The sequence below is a fragment of the Nocardiopsis aegyptia genome (assembly GCF_013410755.1).
GTDB classification, from domain to species: Bacteria; Actinomycetota; Actinomycetes; order Streptosporangiales; family Streptosporangiaceae; genus Nocardiopsis; species Nocardiopsis aegyptia.
In genome coordinates this window covers 5,997,777-6,018,251 of the sequence record NZ_JACCFS010000001.1, presented here as the reverse complement: position 1 = coordinate 6,018,251, position 20,475 = coordinate 5,997,777, and the positions used below count along the sequence as shown (strand labels likewise).

At 70.2% G+C, this 20,475-nt stretch carries 16 protein-coding genes; 11 read left to right on the top strand and 5 right to left on the bottom strand.

The genetic code is table 11. The annotated features are described in order from the left end of the window. Positions 1-19 precede the first annotated feature (19 nt). Complete coding sequence (locus tag HNR10_RS26905; protein WP_179828268.1) at positions 20-3,412, bottom strand: AfsR/SARP family transcriptional regulator; 3,393 nt, start codon at positions 3,410-3,412, stop codon at positions 20-22. Between the two features lie 333 nt (positions 3,413-3,745). Here HNR10_RS26905 and HNR10_RS26900 point away from each other — a divergent pair, with 333 nt between their 5' ends. The 3 genes from HNR10_RS26900 (at position 3,746) to HNR10_RS26890 (ending at position 10,610) form a co-directional block, all read left to right on the top strand. Beyond that, a complete protein-coding gene (locus HNR10_RS26900; RefSeq protein ID WP_246406424.1) occupies positions 3,746-4,495 on the top strand; it encodes a YbhB/YbcL family Raf kinase inhibitor-like protein in 750 nt (249 codons plus the stop codon). 345 nt (positions 4,496-4,840) lie between these two features. Beyond that, positions 4,841-7,900: a hypothetical protein gene (locus HNR10_RS26895; protein WP_179828266.1), complete on the top strand. Its 3,060-nt coding sequence runs from the start codon at positions 4,841-4,843 to the stop codon at positions 7,898-7,900. A 325-nt stretch (positions 7,901-8,225) separates the two neighbouring features. Further along, the gene (locus HNR10_RS26890; protein WP_179828264.1) at positions 8,226-10,610 is read left to right on the top strand and encodes a SulP family inorganic anion transporter; all 2,385 of its coding nucleotides are present in this window, start codon (positions 8,226-8,228) and stop codon (positions 10,608-10,610) included. Here the strand turns inward: HNR10_RS26890 and HNR10_RS26885 are convergent. Next, a complete protein-coding gene (locus HNR10_RS26885; RefSeq protein WP_179828262.1) occupies positions 10,544-10,693 on the bottom strand; it encodes a hypothetical protein in 150 nt (49 codons plus the stop codon). The two genes, HNR10_RS26890 and HNR10_RS26885, sit on opposite strands and share 67 nt — an antisense overlap. A 262-nt stretch (positions 10,694-10,955) precedes the next feature. Here HNR10_RS26885 and HNR10_RS26880 point away from each other — a divergent pair, with 262 nt between their 5' ends. Then, entirely contained in the window at positions 10,956-11,264 is a 309-nt protein-coding gene (locus tag HNR10_RS26880; protein WP_179828260.1) for a hypothetical protein, read from the top strand. Positions 11,265-11,340: 76 nt separating this feature from the next. Here HNR10_RS26880 and HNR10_RS26875 read toward each other — a convergent pair whose 3' ends face one another. Beyond that, positions 11,341-12,150: a hypothetical protein gene (locus HNR10_RS26875; protein ID WP_179828258.1), complete on the bottom strand. Its 810-nt coding sequence runs from the start codon at positions 12,148-12,150 to the stop codon at positions 11,341-11,343. Between the two features lie 96 nt (positions 12,151-12,246). Here HNR10_RS26875 and corA point away from each other — a divergent pair, with 96 nt between their 5' ends. Together corA and HNR10_RS26865 are read left to right on the top strand one after the other, a co-directional pair. Then, positions 12,247-13,221, top strand: a complete 975-nt coding sequence (gene corA / locus HNR10_RS26870; RefSeq protein WP_179828256.1) for a magnesium/cobalt transporter CorA — start codon at positions 12,247-12,249, stop codon at positions 13,219-13,221. 409 nt (positions 13,222-13,630) lie between these two features. After that, positions 13,631-15,058, top strand: coding sequence for a hypothetical protein (locus HNR10_RS26865; protein WP_179828254.1), 1,428 nt, complete (start codon positions 13,631-13,633; stop codon positions 15,056-15,058). A gap of 919 nt (positions 15,059-15,977) precedes the next feature. Here HNR10_RS26865 and HNR10_RS26860 read toward each other — a convergent pair. Both HNR10_RS26860 and HNR10_RS26855 read right to left on the bottom strand, forming a co-directional pair. After that, the gene (locus tag HNR10_RS26860) at positions 15,978-16,403 is read right to left on the bottom strand and encodes an NUDIX hydrolase (protein ID WP_179828252.1); all 426 of its coding nucleotides are present in this window, start codon (positions 16,401-16,403) and stop codon (positions 15,978-15,980) included. Further along, complete coding sequence (locus HNR10_RS26855) at positions 16,393-17,160, bottom strand: GntR family transcriptional regulator (protein ID WP_179828250.1); 768 nt, start codon at positions 17,158-17,160, stop codon at positions 16,393-16,395. The genes HNR10_RS26860 and HNR10_RS26855 overlap by 11 nt, the downstream gene beginning before the upstream one ends. Before the next feature lie 142 nt (positions 17,161-17,302). Between HNR10_RS26855 and HNR10_RS26850 the strand changes: the two genes are divergently transcribed. From HNR10_RS26850 to HNR10_RS26830, 5 genes are all read left to right on the top strand, one after another. Next, positions 17,303-17,635, top strand: a complete 333-nt coding sequence (locus HNR10_RS26850; RefSeq protein WP_179828248.1) for an SCO3933 family regulatory protein — start codon at positions 17,303-17,305, stop codon at positions 17,633-17,635. A gap of 117 nt (positions 17,636-17,752) precedes the next feature. Next, on the top strand, positions 17,753-19,093 hold the full coding sequence (locus HNR10_RS26845) for an FtsK/SpoIIIE domain-containing protein (RefSeq protein ID WP_179828246.1): 1,341 nt from the start codon (positions 17,753-17,755) through the stop codon (positions 19,091-19,093). Continuing rightward, the gene (locus HNR10_RS26840; protein ID WP_179828244.1) at positions 19,093-19,233 is read left to right on the top strand and encodes a hypothetical protein; all 141 of its coding nucleotides are present in this window, start codon (positions 19,093-19,095) and stop codon (positions 19,231-19,233) included. Before HNR10_RS26845 ends, HNR10_RS26840 begins: the two co-directional genes overlap by 1 nt. 226 nt (positions 19,234-19,459) lie before the next feature. Then, positions 19,460-20,149 carry a DUF2637 domain-containing protein gene (locus HNR10_RS26835; protein ID WP_179828242.1) on the top strand — a complete coding sequence of 230 codons (690 nt, stop codon included), beginning with the start codon at positions 19,460-19,462 and terminating at the stop codon, positions 20,147-20,149. A gap of 16 nt (positions 20,150-20,165) precedes the next feature. After that, on the top strand, positions 20,166-20,303 hold the full coding sequence (locus tag HNR10_RS26830; protein WP_179828240.1) for a molecular chaperone DnaJ: 138 nt from the start codon (positions 20,166-20,168) through the stop codon (positions 20,301-20,303). Positions 20,304-20,475: the final 172 nt, after the last annotated feature.

Here is a 20,475-nt window from a genome sequence, read left to right as displayed (position 1 = left end):
GTGTCCGTGCACGGTGGCGTCACTCCGGACCGCCCTCGGGAACCGTGTCCGGCAGCAGCCGCGCCAGCCACGCGCCCACCTGCGTCCGCACGGCCTTGGCGTCCGTCCGCCCCGCCTGTTCCAGCAGGTCCTCGTACTCGGCCCCGCCCAGGGCCCGACGGCACTGTTCGCGGGCCCGCACGACCCTCGGCGTGGCCGTGTCGGGCACACCGCGCAGGACCGCCGAGGAGCCCAACAGCGTGACCGCCCGGCCCGGCTCGTCCTCGGCCAGCATCACGGCGAACGTGTCCAGGACCTCGGCACCCACCGGCCCCACCCCGTGCGCGCCCGCCCACCAGGCCGCGGCCGCGTCCCGCCAGGCCCGGCCCGTGTCGCCCTCCGTCCAGGCGATCAGCGCCGACATGCTCCGCACGACCGGCTCGACGTACAGCGGGGCGAAGCCGCCCAGGCCCGCGACCAGCGGCTCGGCGGCGTCCAGGACATCGCGGGCACGGCCGGTCTCGCCCTGGGCGCACTGCCAGGACGCCTCGGCCATGCGCAGCATGATCATGTGCTCGTCCTCGATGGCGATGTCCGTGCCGAGAAGGGCGTCCAGGTCCTCGCGGGCGTCCTCGAGGTCGCCGGTCTCCGTGCGGACCTGGGCACGGCGCAGCCGGAACGCCGCCACGTTGCCCGACAGGCCCGCGCGCCCCGCCTTCTCCAGGCCCTCGTCCAGGAGTTCGAGGCAGCGGTCCAGGTCCTCGTACCGCACGGCCTCCACCATCTGCAGGACCGCCTGGCACTGCCCCCACAGGTCGGCGCAGGCGCGGTACCCCTCCAGGGCGGCCGTGATCGAGGCCATCGCCCGGTCCGCCCGGCCGTAGAGGGAGTCGACCAGGGCCAGCAGGAGCCGCACGGTGGCACCCATCCACGGGTCCGGCTGTTCGACCGCGCGTTCCAGGCGCTCCATGGCCTCGACCGCGCCGTCGTCGAACACCGCCTGGTACACGAGCCCGTACACCAGCATGGGGTGGTACTCGGCCCGCTCCCCGGCCTCCTCCAGGGTCCGCAGCGCCCGCCGCACGTGCACCGCCGCCGCGTCCTGGGACGTGCCGGTGTCCGCCGCCAGGTTGAACTGCGCACAGGCGAAGGCGATCGCGCGCCCCTCGGGCGCCCGGTCCCCCGTCAGCGCCAGCACCGGCCGGGACCAGCGGGACAGCTGCCGCCACGAACCGTCCAGCGTCCAGTACCACTGCCCGTACTCGACCAGGTCCAGGGCCAGACCGACGTCACGTCGCTCGACCGCCCACCGCACGGCCGGGCCGAAGTTGTCGGCCTCCACTCCGAGTCGCGCGAGGGTCTCGATCTGCCGGGGTCCGCGCAACAGGGAGTCGGCGTCGCGCCACAGGTCCCGTACGTAGCGGGCGTGGGCGTCGCGGACGCGCTCCTCCTCGCCGCTGCGCACCAGGTGTTCCAGCGCGTAGGCGCGCACGGTCTCCAGCTGGCGGTACCGGGGCGGGGCGTCCTCCCGGGTGGCGGTGTCCGCGATGACCAGGGACTTGTCCACGAGCGCGAACAGCACCGTCCACGCGTCCTGGCTACCGACCGTGCCCGCGGCTCCGGGGTCGGCGCACACCCGCTCGACCGCGTCCAGGGTCGCGCCGCCGGAGAAGATCGACAGGCGGCGCAGCAGCCGGCGCTCGGCCTCGTCGAGCAGCTCCCAGCTCCAGTCCACGACGGCGCGCAGGGTCCGGTGGCGGGGCAGCGCCGAGCGGCTGCCGCCGGTGAGCAGCCGAAAGCGGTCCGACAGGCGCGCGGCGAGCTGGGCGGGCGCCATCGTGCGCATCCTGGCCGCCGCCAGTTCCAGCGCGAGCGGCATGCCGTCGAGCTCGCGGGTGATGCGCACGACGTGGGCGACGTTGCCGCGGGTGACCGCGAACCCCGGGCTCACCGCCTGCGCGCGTTCGGTGAACAGCACGACGGCGGGGCTGGCGACGGCCTGGTCGACACCGGCCTCCTCGGGCGGCAGTGCCAGCGAGGGCACGGTCAGCAGCCGCTCGCCCGGCACCCCGAGGGGTTCGCGCGAGGTGGCCAGGATCCGCAGGCCCGGGCACTGGGCCAGGAGGGGTTCGACCGCCCGGGCGACCTCCTCGACCAGGTGTTCGCAGTTGTCGACCACGATGAGGGCGGAGCGGTCGCCGAGGAAGCTCGCGAGGCGTTCGGCGGGCGAGCTGGGCGCGGTGTTCGCGCGGGCCCGCATGACGGCGTGCTCGCGCAGGTCCATGGCGAGGGCGATGGCGTCGAGGACGTCGGCGCCGGAGGTGATGGGCGCGAGCCCGACGAACCAGCCGCCACGGGAGAGGAGTCCGGGGGCGCGGGCGGCCAGGGTGGCGGCGGTCTCGATGGCCAGCCGGGTCTTGCCCGCCCCGCCGGGCCCGGTCAGGGTGACCAGCCGTCCCTGGGCGAGCAGGGCCACGGCCGTGTCGACCTCGGTCTCACGCGGCACGAAGCTGGTGAGGGTCGAGGGCAGGTGCAGCTGCGGCGGTTCGGCCCGGCCCTCCTCGGTGTCCGCGTCGCCGAGCACCGAACCGGGTCCTGTCGGCCCGGCGGGCTCGACAGACGCGGTGGGCGCCGCGGACGATGCGGCCGGGGCGGGCGCCGGGACCATGGGCTCGGCGATGACGGGTTCGGCGGCCGACAGCTCGCCCCGCAGCAGGCGCAGGTGCACGTCCTGGAGCCGGGCCGAGGGGTCCAGGCCGAGGTCGTCGGCCAGCCGGGCGCGGAAGGAGTCGTAGGCGGCCACCGCGTCCGCGGTGCGCCCGGTCCCGGCCAGGGCGCGCATGAGCAGTTCGACGGGGCGTTCGCGGCGCGGTTCGGCGCTGGTCAGCGCTTCGGCCTCGGGCAGGGCCTCGGCGTGGCGGCCCAGTGCCACCAGGGCCGCCAGGTACTCCTCGCGCACCATGCGGTGGGTCTCGTTCAGCCGCAGCGCGGTGTCCTCGGCGACGCCGCGCGCGGTCAGGTCGGGCAGTGCGGGACCGCGCCACAGCGCCAGGGCCCCGCCCAGGCAGGTGATCGCCTCCGCGGGGCGGCCCGCGGCGAGCCGTGCGCGCCCGCGCCGGGTCAGCGCCTCGAACTCCGCCAGGTCCACCTGGCCGGGGCCGATCTCCAGCCGGTAGCCGGAGGCGTCGCCGTGGATCTCGGCCTCCTCGCCCAGGACCCGGCGCAGGCGCGACACCAGTGCCTGGAGGGCGTTGCCGGTGGCGGCGGGGGCGGACTCGCCCCAGATGGCGTCCACGAGTGTTTCGGTGGCCACGCGCTGCCCCGGGCGCAGGAGGAGCAGGGCCAGCAGGGTACGCAGACGGGCGCCGCCGACGGATACCGGACGACCGGAACCGTCATGGACGTGAAGGGGACCGAGAATGGAGAACCGCACGGCCCCATGATGACCGATGCCGACGACCGACGCCCGCGCGGCGCACAGGGCCGCGGACGCGACCGCCCGTCGGCGGAGGGGACCGTGCCGGGTGCGTGCGGAGTCCCGCCGGGGAGGGAGTCCCTCGCCGATCCCGCGTGTCGGGGAGCACGGTGCGGTGGTCACAGCCGCAGTGCGTGCCCGATCACAGTAGGGTTCGCTCAGGAACGTGCGCCGGTGCCCGTCGAGGCGTGGCCGCGCGCTCCCCCATACGCGGCGCGGGCCTGGCCCGGAGCCGCGGCAGGTGCACAGCGAGTTTGGCCACGTCGGCCCGAAAGCCCAGCAGGAGTCCCATTGTTCCCGGCCCTCCCTCAGACCCGGACCACCCGTGCGCGGCGCACGCCGCGTGCCCTCCCCGGCACGCGCGCGGGCGCACTGGCGGCGGGCGCCGCAGTCGCGCTGACCACGGGGTGCGGCCTGTTCACGCCGGGCGGAGAGGTCACCAGCGACATCAACGTCACCAGTCCCCTGATCCAGGAGGGCCGGGCACTGCCGGCGGCCTTCACCTGCGCCGCGGGCAGTGACGCCTCCACCGACGAGGCCGCCCGGGAACCGGCCGCCGAGGAGGGCACCGACGAGGAGGGCACCGACGAAGAGGGCACCGACGAAGAGGGCACCGACGAAGAGGGCACCGACGAAGGCGCGTCCGACGCGCAGGACGGTGAGGACGCGATCGAGGGCGCCTCTCCGCCGCTGAACTGGTCGGGGCTGCCCGACCCGGACGCCGTGGGCTCGATCGCGGTCGTGGTGGACGACCCCCAGGCGGCCGAGGTGTTCTGGGTGCTCTTCGACGTGGACCCGCAGTTGGGCGGGCTCCGGCAGGGCACCGTGCCGCCAGACGCGCGTCAGGCGCAGAACAGCACGGGCGAGACCGGATATCTTCCGCCGTGCCCGGAGGAGGGGGACCCGCACGAGTACCGCTTCACGGTGTACGCCCTGAGCGACACCCTGGGCATGCCCGACGGATCCGAGTTGAGCCAGACCCTGGAGGCCATCGCCGACAGCGCGATCGCCAGGGGCACCCTGACCGCCACCAGTGAGTGACATGGCTCACTCGTGAAGTGGACGCGGGGTGTCTCGCGAGTGAACTCGCGACGCATCGGAACGCACAGGGATTCACGCAAGGAAGCCGCCATCGCCCTCTGCACACAGGGCGCGACAAGGCATACAGTGGGCTGGTGCCCCTCACCCCTTTTCAGCTGACCGAATCCCGTCCGACCGCCGCACGGCTCCGTGCGGCGCGGTCACGCCGGATTCGCCACGGCCGGCTCGCCGGTCGCACCGGGCCCGCGGGTCCGGCGGCCACCGATCCCCCTCGGCCGGTCCTCGCCCAGCCGACCCCACGCGTGTGGTGGGTGCGGCCGACCTCTCCAAGGTAGTGCGTACAACATGACCGTCACCGTCATCATCATCATCGCCGTCATCGTCGTGCTCGCCGTCCTGGTGCTTCTGCTGCTGGGCATGCGCGCGCTGAGCCTCGGCTCGCGCAACGACGACTACGAGGACGACTACGACCACGACGAGGACGGCGCACCCGACCAGGGCGGTGACGACGGGGAACGGGAGCCGCGCGGACGCGCGCGGCGATCGCGCGGAGACGGCGGGGGCAGGTCCGAACGGCGCCCCAGGGGACGGCGCCAGCGCGGCGTGGACTGGGACGACGACGATTCCGCCCTGTCCGACAACGGCTTCTGGTCCAGCCTGAGTGACGGTGACGGTGACGCGGACGCGGAGGAGCCGGCGGAGCCGGTCCGGAGCGGACGCAGGGGCGTGGAGCCGACGGTCACGCACTACGAGTACGAGGACGACGACGAGTACGAGGAGTACGACGAGGAGGACGAGTACGAGGACGACCCCGCGCCCGCACCCGGTGGGTCGCACGCTCCCACCCGGGCGGTCGACGCCGCACCGGTCGCGGACGCCCTGTCCTCTGCTCCCTCCGGGCCCGACCCCACGAACGACCTCGCCGTGCTGGCCAGCCTGGGCCAGGGGGGACCGGGCCCGCAGGCCGCGGCGCGCGACGACGACCGGCCGGAGACGGGCCGCGCGGTGGGAACGGGCTCGTGGCCGGCCGGTGGTGGGGAGGCCTCCGCGCCCGCACGGCAGGACCCGCTGGGAGCGCCGACGTCTCGTGCGGCCGACCCCCTGGACCCGCTCGGCACGACCAGCGGCGGCTCGGGCGGTACGAGCGGTCTCGGTTCGTCCGGCACGCACGGCACCGGAGGCGGTTTCGGATCGTACGGATCGGGCGCGGGCGGCGTGACGGGGCCGAGCGACCCGTTGTCGGACCCGCTGGGCTACGGCGGCGCGAGCGGCCGCACCGACGGCGTCGGGGGCGGCGCCACCGGCTCGGGATGGAGCGGCGGGGCGGACCGGACGGGCTCGGCCGACCCGCTCGCACCGGACTTCAGGTCTCCCCTGCCCTCGGGGGAGTCGGGCACGGGCTCGCCGATCTGGTCGAGCATGGACACCGGAGAACACCGCCGCTCGGACCTGTCGGGAGCGGCCGGGGCGGGGCCGAGGGGCGGATCGGGGCTGCCGGGCGCCTACGGGTCGCCGGGCGCTTCGGGCGGCGACACCGCCGGGCACCCGTCCTACGGCGGTCCGGCCGCGTCGGACCCGTTGACCGGCGGCTACGCGTCGATGCGGCGCCCCGAGTACGACACCGGGAACCATGTCCGCTCCGCCTACGACAGCGGCGCGTACACGCGGGGCGGGTTCGAGACGGGCACGCCCGCTTCCGACTCCGGCACGCACACCCGCCCCGGCCCGGACACCGGCACGCCCGCCTTCGGCAGCGGCACGCACGACCGGTCCGGATTCGACACGGGCGCGCACACGCGGTCCGGGTTCGACTCGGGCACGTCCGCCTTCGATTCGGGCACCCACACCCGCCCCGCCCCGGGCGCCGACGCACCCGCGTTCCAGACGGGCGACCACATCCGTCCCTCGTTCGACACGGGCGCGTACACGCGGTCAGGGTTCGACTCGGGCACGCACACCCGCCCGGAGTACGACACCGGGAACCACACCCGGGCCGGATTCGACACAGGCACGCACACTCGCCCTGACCCGGGCGCCGGCACGCCCGCCTTCGACAGCGGCACACACGACCGGTCCGGGTTCGACTCGGGCACGTCCGCCTTTGATTCGGGCACCCACACCCGCCCCGCCCCCGGTACCGACACGCCCACGTTCGACACCGGAGCGTACGCGCGGTCCGGGTTCGACTCGGGTACGTCGGCCTTCGACTCCGGCACCCACACCCGACCCGCCCACACCAGCGGTACCCACGACCGCGCCGACTTCGGCACCCCGGCCGGATTCGACACGGGCGCCCCCGCCTTCGACCCCGGCACCCACGACCGCACCGACTTCGGTGCGCCCCCCAGAGCCGAGTTCGACACCGGCGGCCACAGCCGCCCCACCTTCACCACCGACGCCTTCGGACGCCCCGAGTACGACACGGGAAACCACCTCCGGCCCGCCCACACCAGCGGTACCCACGACCGCGCCGACTTCGGCACCCCGGCCGAGTTCGACACGGGCGGCCACACACGCCCCGTCCACCACCCCGGCACGAACCCCCCGGCCGGATTCGACACGGGCACGCCCGCCTTCGACCCCGGCACGCGTCCGCGTCCGGAGTTCGACACCGGGAACCACACACGGCCCGCCTACGACAGCTCCACCCACCTCCACGGCGGCTTCGGCGCGTCGGAGTTCGACACCGGCGGCCACAGCCGCCCCACCTTCACCACCGACGCCTTCGGACGCCCCGAGTACGACACCGGGAACCACCTTCGCTCCGCCTACGACACGGGCGGGCAGGCGCACCCCGACCAGGCGGGCGACGCGCCGCTGTGGGGCGGTCGGGCCGGCGGCGATCCCAGCGGCGCCGCCACCCCGCCCGGCGGGCACCCCGTGCCCGGGGCGCCCGTCCCGGGAACGCCCGTCCACGGGCGCCCGCCCTACGACGGCGGGCCGACCGCGCCGCCCGCCTACCCCGGCCCCACCTTCCCCGGCGACCCGACGGCGCCGCCCGTCGATCCCGCCTTCCCCGGTGCCGGAACCGGCCCCCAGGTCGGCCATCAGGGCTACCCCGCCGGCGGCGGGCCCTCCGGCGGCCACCCCGCCGGTCCGCCCTACCCGGACGTCCCGCCCGGCTACGGCGGCTTCCCGCCTCCGACCGATCCCTACGGGCAGCCGACCGCCCCACCCGTTCCGCCCGGCGGCGGCCACCCCGACGTCCTGAGTGGCGGCTACCCGGCTCCGCAGCCCGACTACGGCGGCTATCCGCCCATGGACGGCTGGAACCCCGAGGCCGGCGGCCCCCACGCCCCCGGAACGCCACCCCAGGGCTTCCACCCGACCGAGCCGACCGGCGACCCGCGCGGCTACGCCCAGGAGTACTACGAGGGCGGCTACGAGGACGGCCGGTTCCGCTGAGCCGCGGCACCTAGCGACCCGGCGGCGCCGGGGGGCGCCACGGCCGCGTCATCGCTTCACACCACCGAGGTGGCGGTCAACTCCCCCGCCGCCTCGGTGTTCTTGCGTCCCCATCTGCCCCCATCGGATGTGAACACAGGGCAACGGTTACCGAAAGGACCACAGTGCGTCACACTCTGTCACTAAGATTGGCTACAGTTAGTCACAGTCGTGGCACTCTTCGCAGTTCTCGCGTCGATTCGAGCCGCGCACATCCCCCCTTCGGACACCGACGTCCCCGCGCGCCCATGCCCGCCTTGCCTGGTCCAACCCGAACGGAGCCACCATGCGCAACGACGCCCAGGGAGCACACCCCGTACCTCCGCCGACGCCCGCGGAGTCCACCGGGAGCCACGCCGACCGCAAGGGGATCGCCGCCGACGTCGGCGCCTCCTTCGTGGTCTTCCTGGTCGCCGTCCCCATGTCCCTGGGAATCGCCGTCGCCTCCGGCGCCCCACTCATGGCCGGCCTCGTGGCCGCCGCCGTCGGCGGTATCGTCGCCGGCCTCGTCGGCGGATCGATGGTGCAGGTCAGCGGCCCCGCAGCCGGTCAGACCATCATCATCGCCGACCTCCTGCTGACCTACGGGTGGCGGGTGACATGTCTGATCACCGTGCTCGCCGGCCTGGTCCAACTCGCCCTCGGCGCCTTCCGGATCGCCCGTGCCGCCCTGGCCGTCTCCCCCGCCGTGATGCACGGCCTGCTCGCCGGGGTCGGCATCACCATCGCCCTCGCCCAGCTGCACGTGGTGCTGGGCGGCGCCCCGCAGAGCTCGGCCCTGGCCAACCTGGTCGACCTGCCCGACCAGATCGCCCACAACCACACCGCCGCCGTCGCGGTCGGCGTCATCACGATCGCCATCATGTTCGGATGGAACCGGCTGCCGTCCGTGGGCCGTCTGCGGCCGTCGATGATCCCCGCCGCCCTGGTGGCCATCGGCACCGCGACCACCATCGCCGCCCTGGGCGACTGGCGGGTCGAGACGGTCTCCCTGCCCGACTCCCTCGCCGACGCCTGGAGCCTGCCGCAGCTGCCCCAGGCCGGGCAGTGGGACGGCATCGCCCTCGCCGTGGCCGCCGTCGCGATGGTCGCCAGCGTCGAGTCCCTGGTCTCCGCGATCGCCATCGACCGCCGCCACAACGGGCGCCGCGTGATGCTCAACCGCGAACTCATGGGCCAGGGCGCGGCCAACACCGTCAGCGGGGCCCTGGGCGGCCTGCCCGTGGCGGGCGCGATCGTGCGCAGCACCGCCAACGTCCGCGCCGGCGGGCACAGCCCCCTGTCGACGATCCTGCACGGGGTGTGGATCCTGCTGTTCGTCGCCCTGTTCGCGCACGTGGTCGAGCTGATCCCGATGGCCGCCCTGGCGGCGCTGCTCGTCTTCATCGGCGTGCAGATGGTCTCCGTCGCCCACCTGCGCGACCTGCGCCGGCACCACGAGGCCAGCGTCTACCTCGTCACCATGGGCGGCGTGGTGTTCCTCGGCCTCCTGGAGGGGGTCTTCCTCGGCTTCGCCCTGGCGATGGTGGTGTCCCTGCGGCGCCTGACCAAGCTCACCGTGACCACGGAGGAGTCCGGCGACCGCGTCCACGTCACCGTGCACGGGTCGCTCACCTTCCTCGGCGTGCCCAGGCTCGCCCACGTACTGCGCACGGTTCCCTCGGGGTGCCGCGTCGACCTCGACCTGCACGTCGACTTCATGGACCACGCCGCGTTCGAGGCCATCCACGCCTGGCGGGTCGACCACGAGCGCACCGGCGGCAGCGTCGACATCGACGAGGTCCACGAGCAGTGGTACGCCCGCAGCTCGGCCCGGTCGGCCCCGGCCGCCAAGACCGCGCCCGGGGGCATGGCGCGCAGCTGGGCTCCCTGGGACATGCGCGGCGACGCCGACCGCGAGGTCGACCCGCTCGCGCTGCTGGCGGCCGGAGCCCGCGAGTACCACGCCAGCACCGCCGACCGGATGCGCTCGGTCATGAGCCGCCTGGCCCACGGCCAGCACCCCACGGCACTGTTCATCACCTGCGCCGACTCACGCGTCGTGCCCAACCTCATCACCGCGAGCGGCCCGGGCGACCTGTTCACCGTCCGCAACATGGGCAACCTGGTCCCCGCGCCGGGCGACACCAACGACGGGTCGGTGGGCGCCGCGGTCGAGTACGCCGTGAACGTGCTGCGGGTCCCCTCCATCGTCGTGTGCGGCCACTCCCACTGCGGCGCGATGCAGGCCCTGCTGGACCGGGCCCACCTGGAGCAGGGCGACGCCGCCACCGCGTACATGCGCCGATGGCTGTCCGCCGGCGAGGCGAGCCTGGCCCACGCCGGCGCCTACTCCGGCGCGCTGGCGGGGCTGCCCACGGCCGAGGCGCTGCGCCGTCTGGCCCAGGCGAACGTGGAGCAGCAGATCGGCCGACTGCTCGAGTACCCGGTGGTGCGCGAGCGGGTGGAGTCGGGAACGCTGGAGCTGACGGGCATGTACTACGACCTGGAGTCGGCCCGGGTACACCTGCTGGACACCGGGACCGGGCGCTTCACACCCGTTCTCGGCGTCCAGGACGTCGCCGCCCCCGTGCCGCGTCCGCGCGCGGACGCGGCCGGGAAGGATCAGCCGGCGGACGAGTCGTCGTCGGGCGCGTCGTCACGCCCGTCCTGCTGGACACCTGAGGCCTGATAGGCGGCGAGCGCGATGATCACCCCGATCGCCACGACCGGCAGGCCGAACAGGACCACCCAGAACATGGTGGAGTCGAACAAGAGTCACCCATTCCCGTAACCGCGGATGCCCGCCGGGCCGTCGACCCCGGACGCCGGCCCACGGGCGGACGCGCCCCGGGACTCTCCGGGGGTACGGAGCGCAGGGCCAATCTACCGGTGTGCGCGCGACGCGGGCCATCACCACGGCGCTGTAGCGCCGTACCCGATCGCGCGGCGCACCCGACCTGCTGTACGTTGCGTGCTGCCGGGGCAGGGCGGCGCCCTCGTCCCGGCGGCAATGCCGGCAGCAGAGGGGACACCGATGACCAGCACCACCGGAGCCGACTGGACGACCCGCACCCTGCCCACCGGACGGCAGTACACGAGCACGCGTCTGGGCAGTGTCACCGTCGGTGGCACGACCGCCGACGTGGTCGTCTACCTCGACCCGGGGTGGTTCACCAGGGGCCGCTCCAGGGGCCGCGCGGAGGAGGTCCTGTTCGGCGCGAACCTGACCACCGGGCCGGGGTTCACCGAGATCGGGTACCGCGTGGAGGACCGGGACATCGACCCGGACGCCTTCCTCGCGCGGGCTCCCGCCGACCTGGCCCGTCTGCGCCCGGGAACGTGAGGTCGGGGCGCCAGGGTGTGTGCGGCGGACTCCCGCCCCGCCGCACGGTGCCCCAGCGGCCCCTCTCACCGCGTTCTCATCGGTCGACGGCCGACCAGGTGGACTCCGGTTGCCGGGCCGCGCGTCCCTCCTCCCGGAAGAGCAGTCCCACGGCCTCCCGTACCGCCGGATCCCCGGCCCGCTCCACGAACTCCTCGGGTGTGGATCCGCAGAGACCGCGGAGCGCGGGCGAGGCGGCCAGCAGCGCCCGGATCAGCGTCGCCTGGTCGGTCAGCCTCCTCGGCCGACCCTCGTCGTCCACCAGGCAGCCGTGCCTGCCCACGTAGACGGAGCAGGACGTGAGCCGCGCGCCGGAGGCGAGCGTGACGGGGTACCGGGTCGCGGGCAGGAGCCGCCGCCGGTAGTTGGGCTCGGTGGCGTCCAGGGCTTCCAGCTCCGCGCCGTCGGGCCACAGGACGAACAGGCGGCTCCGCCCCGGCAGGGCCACGGGAGCGGCCGGAAGGTAGCCGGGGCGGCTCACGTGCGCGGACACGCCCGGTGCGATGCCGTCCACGACCGCCGACGTCATCGGCAGGACCGGTTCGAGAGCGCGGGAGCGGAGTTTGCGCCGCAGTTGGGCGGGCGCGGCGTTCGATCCCACCGCCAGGACCGGGTGCCGGTCCGCCATGGGCGCGCGGCCCAGGCGGTCCAGCACGCCGGCCACGGTCGTCGGCTCTCCGGCGCACTCCACGGACCAGTCGGCCACGGGCCCGCCGGGCGCGGGTTCGCCGGGCGCGGGCCGTAGCGGAAGCCAGGCGTCCGCCAGGAGGAGGCCCGAGGCGGCGGGGATCGTGCCCGGATACGTCAGGGGCCGGGCCATGGGGTCGCTTCCGAAGGGTTCGACCACCGCACCTCCAGCCACCGAACCGCCGCCGTGCGCCGCTTGTCCTGCCACGGTCCACGCTAGGCCACAGACCATGACAAGGCACCATAATCAGGGCCTGTGATCATCGACAAGGCGATTTACCACGCCGGGAAACGGCACGACATCGACGGCGACATCAGCGACGCCTTCGACGACGCCCGCCGGGACCGGGACGGCTGCTTCCTGTGGATCGGGCTCCACGAGCCCACGCAGGAGGAGTTCGCACTCATCGAGGAGGAGCTCTCCCTGCACCCCCTCGCGGTGGAGGACGCCCTCACCGCCCACCAGCGCCCCAAGCTGGAACGCTACGACGAGACCCTCTTCGTCGTGCTCAAGACGCTCACCTACCACGAGGAGACCTCCGACGTGGAGGTCGGCGAGGCCATGCTGTTCATCGGCGAGGACTTCGTGGTCAGCGTCCGACACGGCGCCGCCAACCCGCTGGCGCGGGTGCGCAGGCGGCTGGAAGCCGATCCCGCCCTCCTGTCCATCGGCCCGGCCGCCGTGCTGTACGGCGTGTGCGACGAGATCGTCGACCACTACGGCACGGTCGTGCACGACATCGGGTCCGACATCATCGAACTGGAGCGGGCCGTCTTCGACCCGCACGGCGAGGACGTCACCAGGGACATCCACCACCTCAAGCGCGAGGTGCTGGAGGTCCGCAGCGCGGAGAGCCCGCTCATCCCGGTGCTCCAGGCGATCACCAAGGGGCGCGTCCGCCGGTTCACCCGGACCCAGGAGTACTTCCGGGACGTCCTGGACCACCTGCTGAGGGTCCACGACCAGGTCGGCGACCACAACGAACTGCTCACCAGCGCGCTCACCGCGCACTTGGCGCTGCTGGGCAAACAGCAGAACGAGGAGGTCCGCAAGATCTCCGCCTGGGCGGCCGTCATCGCGATCCCCACGATGATCGCGGGGTTCTACGGCATGAACTTCGACCACATGCCGGAGCTGCACTGGCTCTTCGGCTATCCCGCCATCATGGGCGTGATGGTCGCCGCCTCCGGCCTGGCCTACTACCGCCTCCGCAAGAACGGCTGGCTGTAGGCCCCACGGACGACTCTCGCCCGCTGCGCAGCAGGTCACAGGGGTGTGAGGGAGGGAGTCGGCCGGTAAGCCGGATTCCACCACGCCCGTTCCGCTGACCTTGCACGATACTCCCAGAAGCCGCGCCACCTGCGATGACAGGTCTCGCGGCTTCTCGCTGTTCCTCAGTACTCCCCGCCCTCCGAGCAAGCACAGAGCAAACACAGGCAGTGCATCAGACAGAGAAGTGAGCCGAGCAGGCGACTGTCTTCGAACGTTAATGACGAGACCATAGTGACTGTTGGTGCGTGTGTGACTAATGGGAGCACTCGTCAAGCCCGACGCCCCTACGAACAAGACCTAGTCTGAAACTTGACCACACATCCACACACAGTGGACTAACCTAGAGGGATCCGACTTTGGAGGAACATTGCGCGTAACAGAGTATTTTGACATTCCATACAAGCAACACGAGATCGACTTCGTAGATGTTGACGTAGTAAATGACGTTGTTCTTTTCGTTGACCCGCGAGCCTTGACATTCCTCGAGAGCGAGTGGGCACATGGATGCATTTCCAGAATACAAAGCTTTTTCCAATACGTCATTGAATGCATGCAAGAGGGAAAGGATCAACTTGCCAAGAACGCACTATCCCTTTTGAAAGAACCAGACGAGACGCATTTGGGATACTCCACTGGCCGATCACGCGGCAGCGGGCTTGGCGACGAACTAGCCGAACGCATATGGGAGGCATTCTCTGGCAGCAAGGCCATATCTTCTGGACTCCTGCGAGATCTAGAGGATACTGCTCTTTTCGTTGATCAGATATCTAGCGACAGAATATCTGACATCACAATCAATCTTATTCGCGAGCATCTAATCTGGTTCACTCAAGAATCGGCCCAATATTATGGGATTCCGCTACAAAAGGGTCTATCTTCAGGGCCCGTTTGGGACTCCCACAGGAAGAACTGGAAAATCTATCATACGGAACTTCCCATGGCCGAAGGAAAGCCACTACTGCTTGTCCCGAAATCTATAGTTCGACAAGACTTGCACTTTAATTCATCTGAGTACTACAGGCATTACATACTCGAGTTTTTGCGCCATGAAGAGTTGCAAAACATGGGATCCTTGGTACACGTACTGAAAAATGGGAATCACCGAGTATATAAAAAAGATCTAGAGCGAAAATACGGCGTCGGCAAGCATGTAAACCTGAGCATCACCCTGCACCATCCGGAAGTCCTGGAAAACTATAGAAGGACGAAAGAAAGCCAAAAATCTCCGCCCCTCAGTCACGAGGACCTCAGCCAGGATGAGCCTCCCCCGGACTGGCAAGCCATGCTGAGCGAGGTCAAGTTGACGACTCCAGGGAAAGCGGAGGCAGACGCCTATCACAAGCGCGTTGAAAAGCTTCTAACTGCACTTTTCTACCCATTTCTCACCGACCCACGAAGAGAATTCCCAATCAACGACAAAAGGAAAAGAATTGATATCACATACCTAAACAGCGCGAGGTACGGTTTCTTTAATTGGATTCTCACCCATCATCCTGCACCATACGTTATAGTCGAGTGCAAAAACTACTCTCGCCCACTCGGGAATGAAGAATTTGATCAACTAGCTGGACGGTTTGCCCCTCATCGAGGAAAAGTGGGCATGCTGCTCTACAGGGGGTTTGGCGACAAGAGCGGCGTCATCGCACACTGTCGAGATATAGCTCGGGAGCAGAAAGGTTTTGTCCTGCCCCTGGACGACGACGATCTGGCCGAACTTGCACGCGAGGCAGAAGAGAGTCAACTCGCTGGCAAATTCACCCTCCTCCAGGAACGATTCCGTGAAATCGTTGACTAGGGCAACATTGATCTCGCCTAGAGATTCACCTCCGGTATGCTGCCTGTTTACCAGGAGAGTTGGTCTGGCATAGTCGCTTCGGGTTTCACGTCGACACCGCCTGTCTGCCCTGTCAGTTCGCCAAACACCCCATGCGTCCCTCGGGCTGTTGATTTCCTCGGTTCGCCCACTCCTGTGACAGTTCGCCGTGTCCGTCTTCTTGGGCTCGGCGGGGCGCGCTCGGGCGCTCCCGCGCGGAACGCTGGCGGGAGCGCCCGATGGCGCGCCTACCGCCGGACACCCTTGGGGCGTCCAGCAACAGCGCTTGCACACTCTGATTGCTCGCGTGCACCGATAGGCCTGCACTCGCCTCCTCTGCGAACGCCCCGAGTAGCTGAGAGCCCACGACACCTCCAGCGCCCCGCCTCCGCGCGTGCTCTCCGACCACACCCACACGCCACCGGCCGTTTGGTGAACTCACCCTGTTCTGCGGTTTCCCGCCTTGCATATCCGGCCCGGCCTGCCTCATCTGTTCGCACTCCGACCCTGTTAGTCGGATCCAGCAAAGGAGCCAGGTATCTCCGCCCCACCCTCCCTCTCCTTGCACCGCACCCTGCTCACCTCCCCGAGGTGGGGGTCAGACTTTGGGCGGTGTCCTGTCCGGGGTGGGCTGAGCCATCGCCAGGGGGCCATTACGCTTGCTCCGCCAATGGGGAGGGGGCTCGCCCCCTCACCCCGTCTTCACCCCTCCGGCCCCCTGGCGGTGGTTCAGGAGGGACCCACCCCGGAGAGGTGCCTAAAGTCTGAGCACCACCGACCCCATCCGGTGTCTTCCCGCACCGCAGGTGCGGGCTTGAAGACGTAAGGAAACATCTCATCACCCCGGCTCCGGGCATGAAGAAGCCCGGAAGACTCGAAGGTCCTCCGGGCTGCCCCTGGCTCACAACAGGTTCGTACCGTCATGGCATCGGATGAATGGACCGTCATCCCGCAGAGCGTCCAAGACACGAATCAGCCTCGCTTCCGGCATTCGTTCACGGGCCTCCTCAACGCTGATCCACCGGGCGATCCTCGCCTCATCCGAAGACTGGGGCTCCCCGGATTCGACCGTGCACGCGATGGCCATGCTGACCACACCGAGTGGCATGTTCTTGTAGACGCCGATGAGGCGCCCCGGATTCACCTTCACCCCGGTCTCCTCGAAGACCTCGCGCACGACACCATCCCGCGGATCCTCGTGGAGCTCCAACACGCCCCCCGGAGGAACCCAACGGCCATCGTCGTCACGTTGGATCGCGAGAACCTGTCCACTGTCGTTGAAGACCACGCCCGTCACGCTGACGGAGTGACGCGGTTCAGCGCTCATCCTGGTTCTCCTCCCACTCGTACACGAGAGACCAAGCGTAGGCATCCAGAACGTTCACGGTCGCTTCGACCAACGTCCCCTCCGCATCGATCGCGGTGCGCGTCACCACGATGACCGGAAGTCCTCCATCGACACCAAGGAAATCCGCCTCCTCCTGAAAGGGTCGGCGAATCGTGATCTCCTCGCTGAACCGAACCGGCCTGTGACCTCGCTCCGCAAGTCGCCCGTGCATCTGAGTGGGGCCGACGTCCGGGAACGCGATGTCGATGCTCCCCGCGACAGTCATGGGGATGTGAGAGGTCGCAAGCTGTACCGGACGGCCAGACGCACTCATGTGACGCTGACGAACGAGGACCTCGGCCCCTTCCGGCAACCCGAGGTGCGCTGCGATCTCGGCTGATGCTGGCTCTACCTCGCACTTCACGAGACTCGCACTCGGCTCCAGCCCAAGCTTCTCCATCTCCTGGGCGAAGGTACTGCCGGCGCTCTTGCCCCGGTCGAACGGAATGCGCCGGACACGCTGGGCTCGCCTCCGTGAGCTGACGAACGTCCCCTTGCCCTGACGTCCATAGATGTCGCCAGACGTCTTAAGCGCCTGGATCGCGCTCTTGATGACGGTGGAAGAGACCCCGTACTCGGAGGCGATCTCCGCGAAGGAGGGCAGCTTGTCCCCCGGCTTCAGCTCTCCGCGCTGGATCTTCGCGCGGAGGTCGTCAACGATGCGCCGGTAGAAGACCTCGTCTTCGGCAAACTTCATGAATCCTCCCTGAGCTGCGAGCTTAGTGCACTTAGACCCCCAAGCGACTGACTGCCCCACCGGATCCGCTTGCCCGTGGCCTCAACTTGGTGTACAAAGTACTCACAACTTAGAACACCAAGTACACCAAGGAGATTCCGAGATGCGCAACATCCCTGTCGACACAGCTCAGATGACGTTCATCGCTGCCGGGTCCCCCCGCCCGAAGGTCAAGGACCGCCAGACGGGCGAGATCAAGTACAACGCGGACGGCTCCCCGATGTGGCAGCTCAAGGTGCTGGCGCAGGTGGAGGACAACGACGCCGAAACGCTGCTGGTCAGCTTCCCGGCCGCGCACGCCATCACCGCCCGTCTGGGCACCCCGCTGACGGTTCAGGGCCTGACGGCCATCCCGTGGGAGACCAACGGCCGTCATGGTGTGGCCTTCGCCGCCGCCACGGTCGCGCCCCTGGACATGCGCCGGGCCGCCGAGTAATGCCCCGCTGCTCGGTCTGCGTCGGCACGGGAGAGGTCCGGCACATGCCCGGCTACCGGCTCACCCTGTGCCCGACCTGCAACGGCAAGGGCGAAACCCCCTGAGAGGAGAGTGTTCATGTTCCCCGAGATCCTGTGGGCCGTTCCCGCCGCTGGTCTCACGCTGCCCGTCTCGGCCGCCGCGTGGCACCACTGGTCGCCCCACACCTGGTCCTACGGGCCCGGCCTGGTCGGCTCCGCGCTGCGAGTGCACCTGACATGGGACCACGTGTCCCAAGGGTGCGGGCTGTCGGTGACCCGCCGCAAGACCCAGGTCAAGGGCGGTGTCCGGCGGGTGAGTGTGGAGAAGAAGCCCAAGCTTCGGCGCTTCCGGCCGACCCCGTTCGGGTTCCGGGTCCGCGCCCGGTTGCACGACGGCCAGACCCCGGACGACTACCAGGAGGCGTTGACCCGCCTCGCGCACGCCTGGCGAGTGGACTCGGTACGCATCCGCACGTCCGGCCCTGGATGGGTGGAGCTGGTGGCCTCCCGCCGTGACCCGCTGGGCACCGTCACCAACGCCGCCCCGGCTCCGCGTGACTGGGAGCTGCTCAAGGTCCGCATGGGCACCTTGGAGACCGGAGACGCGTGGGTGATCGACTTCCGCGCGGTGCCGCACTGGCTGATCATGGGCGCCACCCAGTCAGGCAAGTCCACCGACATCAACGCCCTGGTGTACCAACTGGCGCCCCAACCGGTCGCGCTGGCCGGGCTCGATCTCAAGGGCGGGGTGGAACTGACCCCCTACGCCAAGCGCATGTCGAAGCTGGCGACCACTCGGGCCGAGTGCACGGGACTGCTCGATGACCTGATGGGCATCCTCAACGACCGGATGAACCAGTGCCGTGAGGCCGGGGTGCGCAACATCTGGCAGCTCCCGGACGACGTCCGGCCGATGCCGGTGGTGGTCGTGGTCGATGAGGTCGCTGAGCTGTACCTGATGACGGACAAGTCCGAGAAGGACGAGATCGCGCGCACCTCGACTCTGCTGCTGCGCAACGCCCAGCTCGGGCGGGCGTTCGGCCTGCACCTGGTGGTCGCCGGACAGCGGGTCGGCTCGGACCTGGGTCCTGGGGTGACGGCGCTGCGCTCGCAGATCACCGGGCGGATCTGCCACCGGGTCAACGACGGCGAGACGGCCAAGATGGCGCTGGGTGACCTGGCTCCGGACTCGCTGTCGGCCGCGATGAGGATCCCCGCCGAGATGCCCGGGGTCGCCGTGACCGTGGGTGCTGACGGGCGCTGGTACCGGGTCCGCTCGGACCTGACCACCGAAGAGATGGCCGAAGAGGCTTCGGCCGAGTTCGCCTACCTAGCCCCGGACTGGGACGCCCTGGTCTCGGGCCGCACCAAGGAAAAGGAAACCGTTCCGGCCGACAACGCCGTCGACTGGGACCGACTGGAAGAGGAGTTGACCTGATGACCTGCGAGTTCTGCGCACAGACCGCGACCACCTACGCCACCTCGGGCGGTGAGTCGGCCTGGGTGTGCAACACCCACTACCTGGACATGTCCGACAATTTCGCTGGGGACCTTCGCGGCTTCCGGCGCTGGAAGTGATCACCGTGTACTCGTGCTCGCGCTGCTGCAAGGACGCCTACACCAAGACCCTGACCACCAACGAGTGGGTGTGTGAGGACCACTACGCCGAGTTGGGGTGGACGCCGTGATCTGCGAGCTGTGCGGCAAGGGCGGCGCCCGGTGGGTGCACAACAGCACCGAAGCGGCCTGCCTCGCCTGCCCTGCCTGCGAGTGGCAGTACTTCGACTACGACTGGAGCTGAACCATGAGACGCGTCCTGGCGGTCGCCGTGGACTGGGGTCCGATCCTCATCCTGGCCGCAATCGCCGCTGCTGGCTCCTTCACTCACATCCGGGACCTGGCGGAACAGTCAGGGCAGCACGGGTGGATGGCGTGGGCCATCGCGGTCTCCATCGACCTGACGTGTGTGATGGCCGCTCGGGAGCGCCAGCGGGACACAGCGGACCGCATGTGGCCGACCGTGGTCCTGATCGGGGCCGTGGTCCTGACCCTGGCGGCGAATCTGGCAACGGCTCAGCCCACGGTGTGGGGCTGGATCATGGCGGCCGTTCCGGCTGCTGCGTTCCTGGTCGCGATGTCGATGCTGGAGCGCCGCGCCGGCCACCGGACCCCACCCGAACCGGCTGAGGCTGTGGCGGCGTCCGGAGTGCAGGACCGAGAGGAAGTGCGGGTCACCGAGGTGCACTGGCACCGGCAGGAGACCCAGCCCGCGGCCGGTCCCGCCCCGGAACCGGCACCCGCCCCGGTAGCACCTGCGCACGATGCGGCCCCGGCCGCCGTGGAACAGGGTCACCCGCTGGCGTCCTACGCCGCCCAGGTCGCCCAGGACTACCGCGTCACCCACGGCCGCGAGATCACGGTGACCGCTCTGCGTTCCCGCCTCGGGGTGTCCGAGCAGATCGCGGCGACCCTGCGAGACCAGGTCACCGCCTGAGGAGAAAGGAGGAGAGATGAAGGACTGGATGTGCCTGGACTGTGCTGGCACCGGCCGGGTCCGGGACCGCTCGTGGGGCGGCTGGAGCCTGCTGGTTCGCAAGTACACCGCCTGCGGCACGTGCGAGGCCACCGGATCGGAGAAGAAGCGATGACCGCGAGTCTGCTGTGCGCCACCTGCTACGGGCACGGAGTCCTCAGCGAGGGCGATACCTGTACCGACTGCTCCGGCTTCGGCCTGACCGCTGACTGACCCTCCGGGCTGGCACTGCTTCCACACACCTGCTGCCACCCGCGACGGATCACCTGACCAACCAACCCAACACG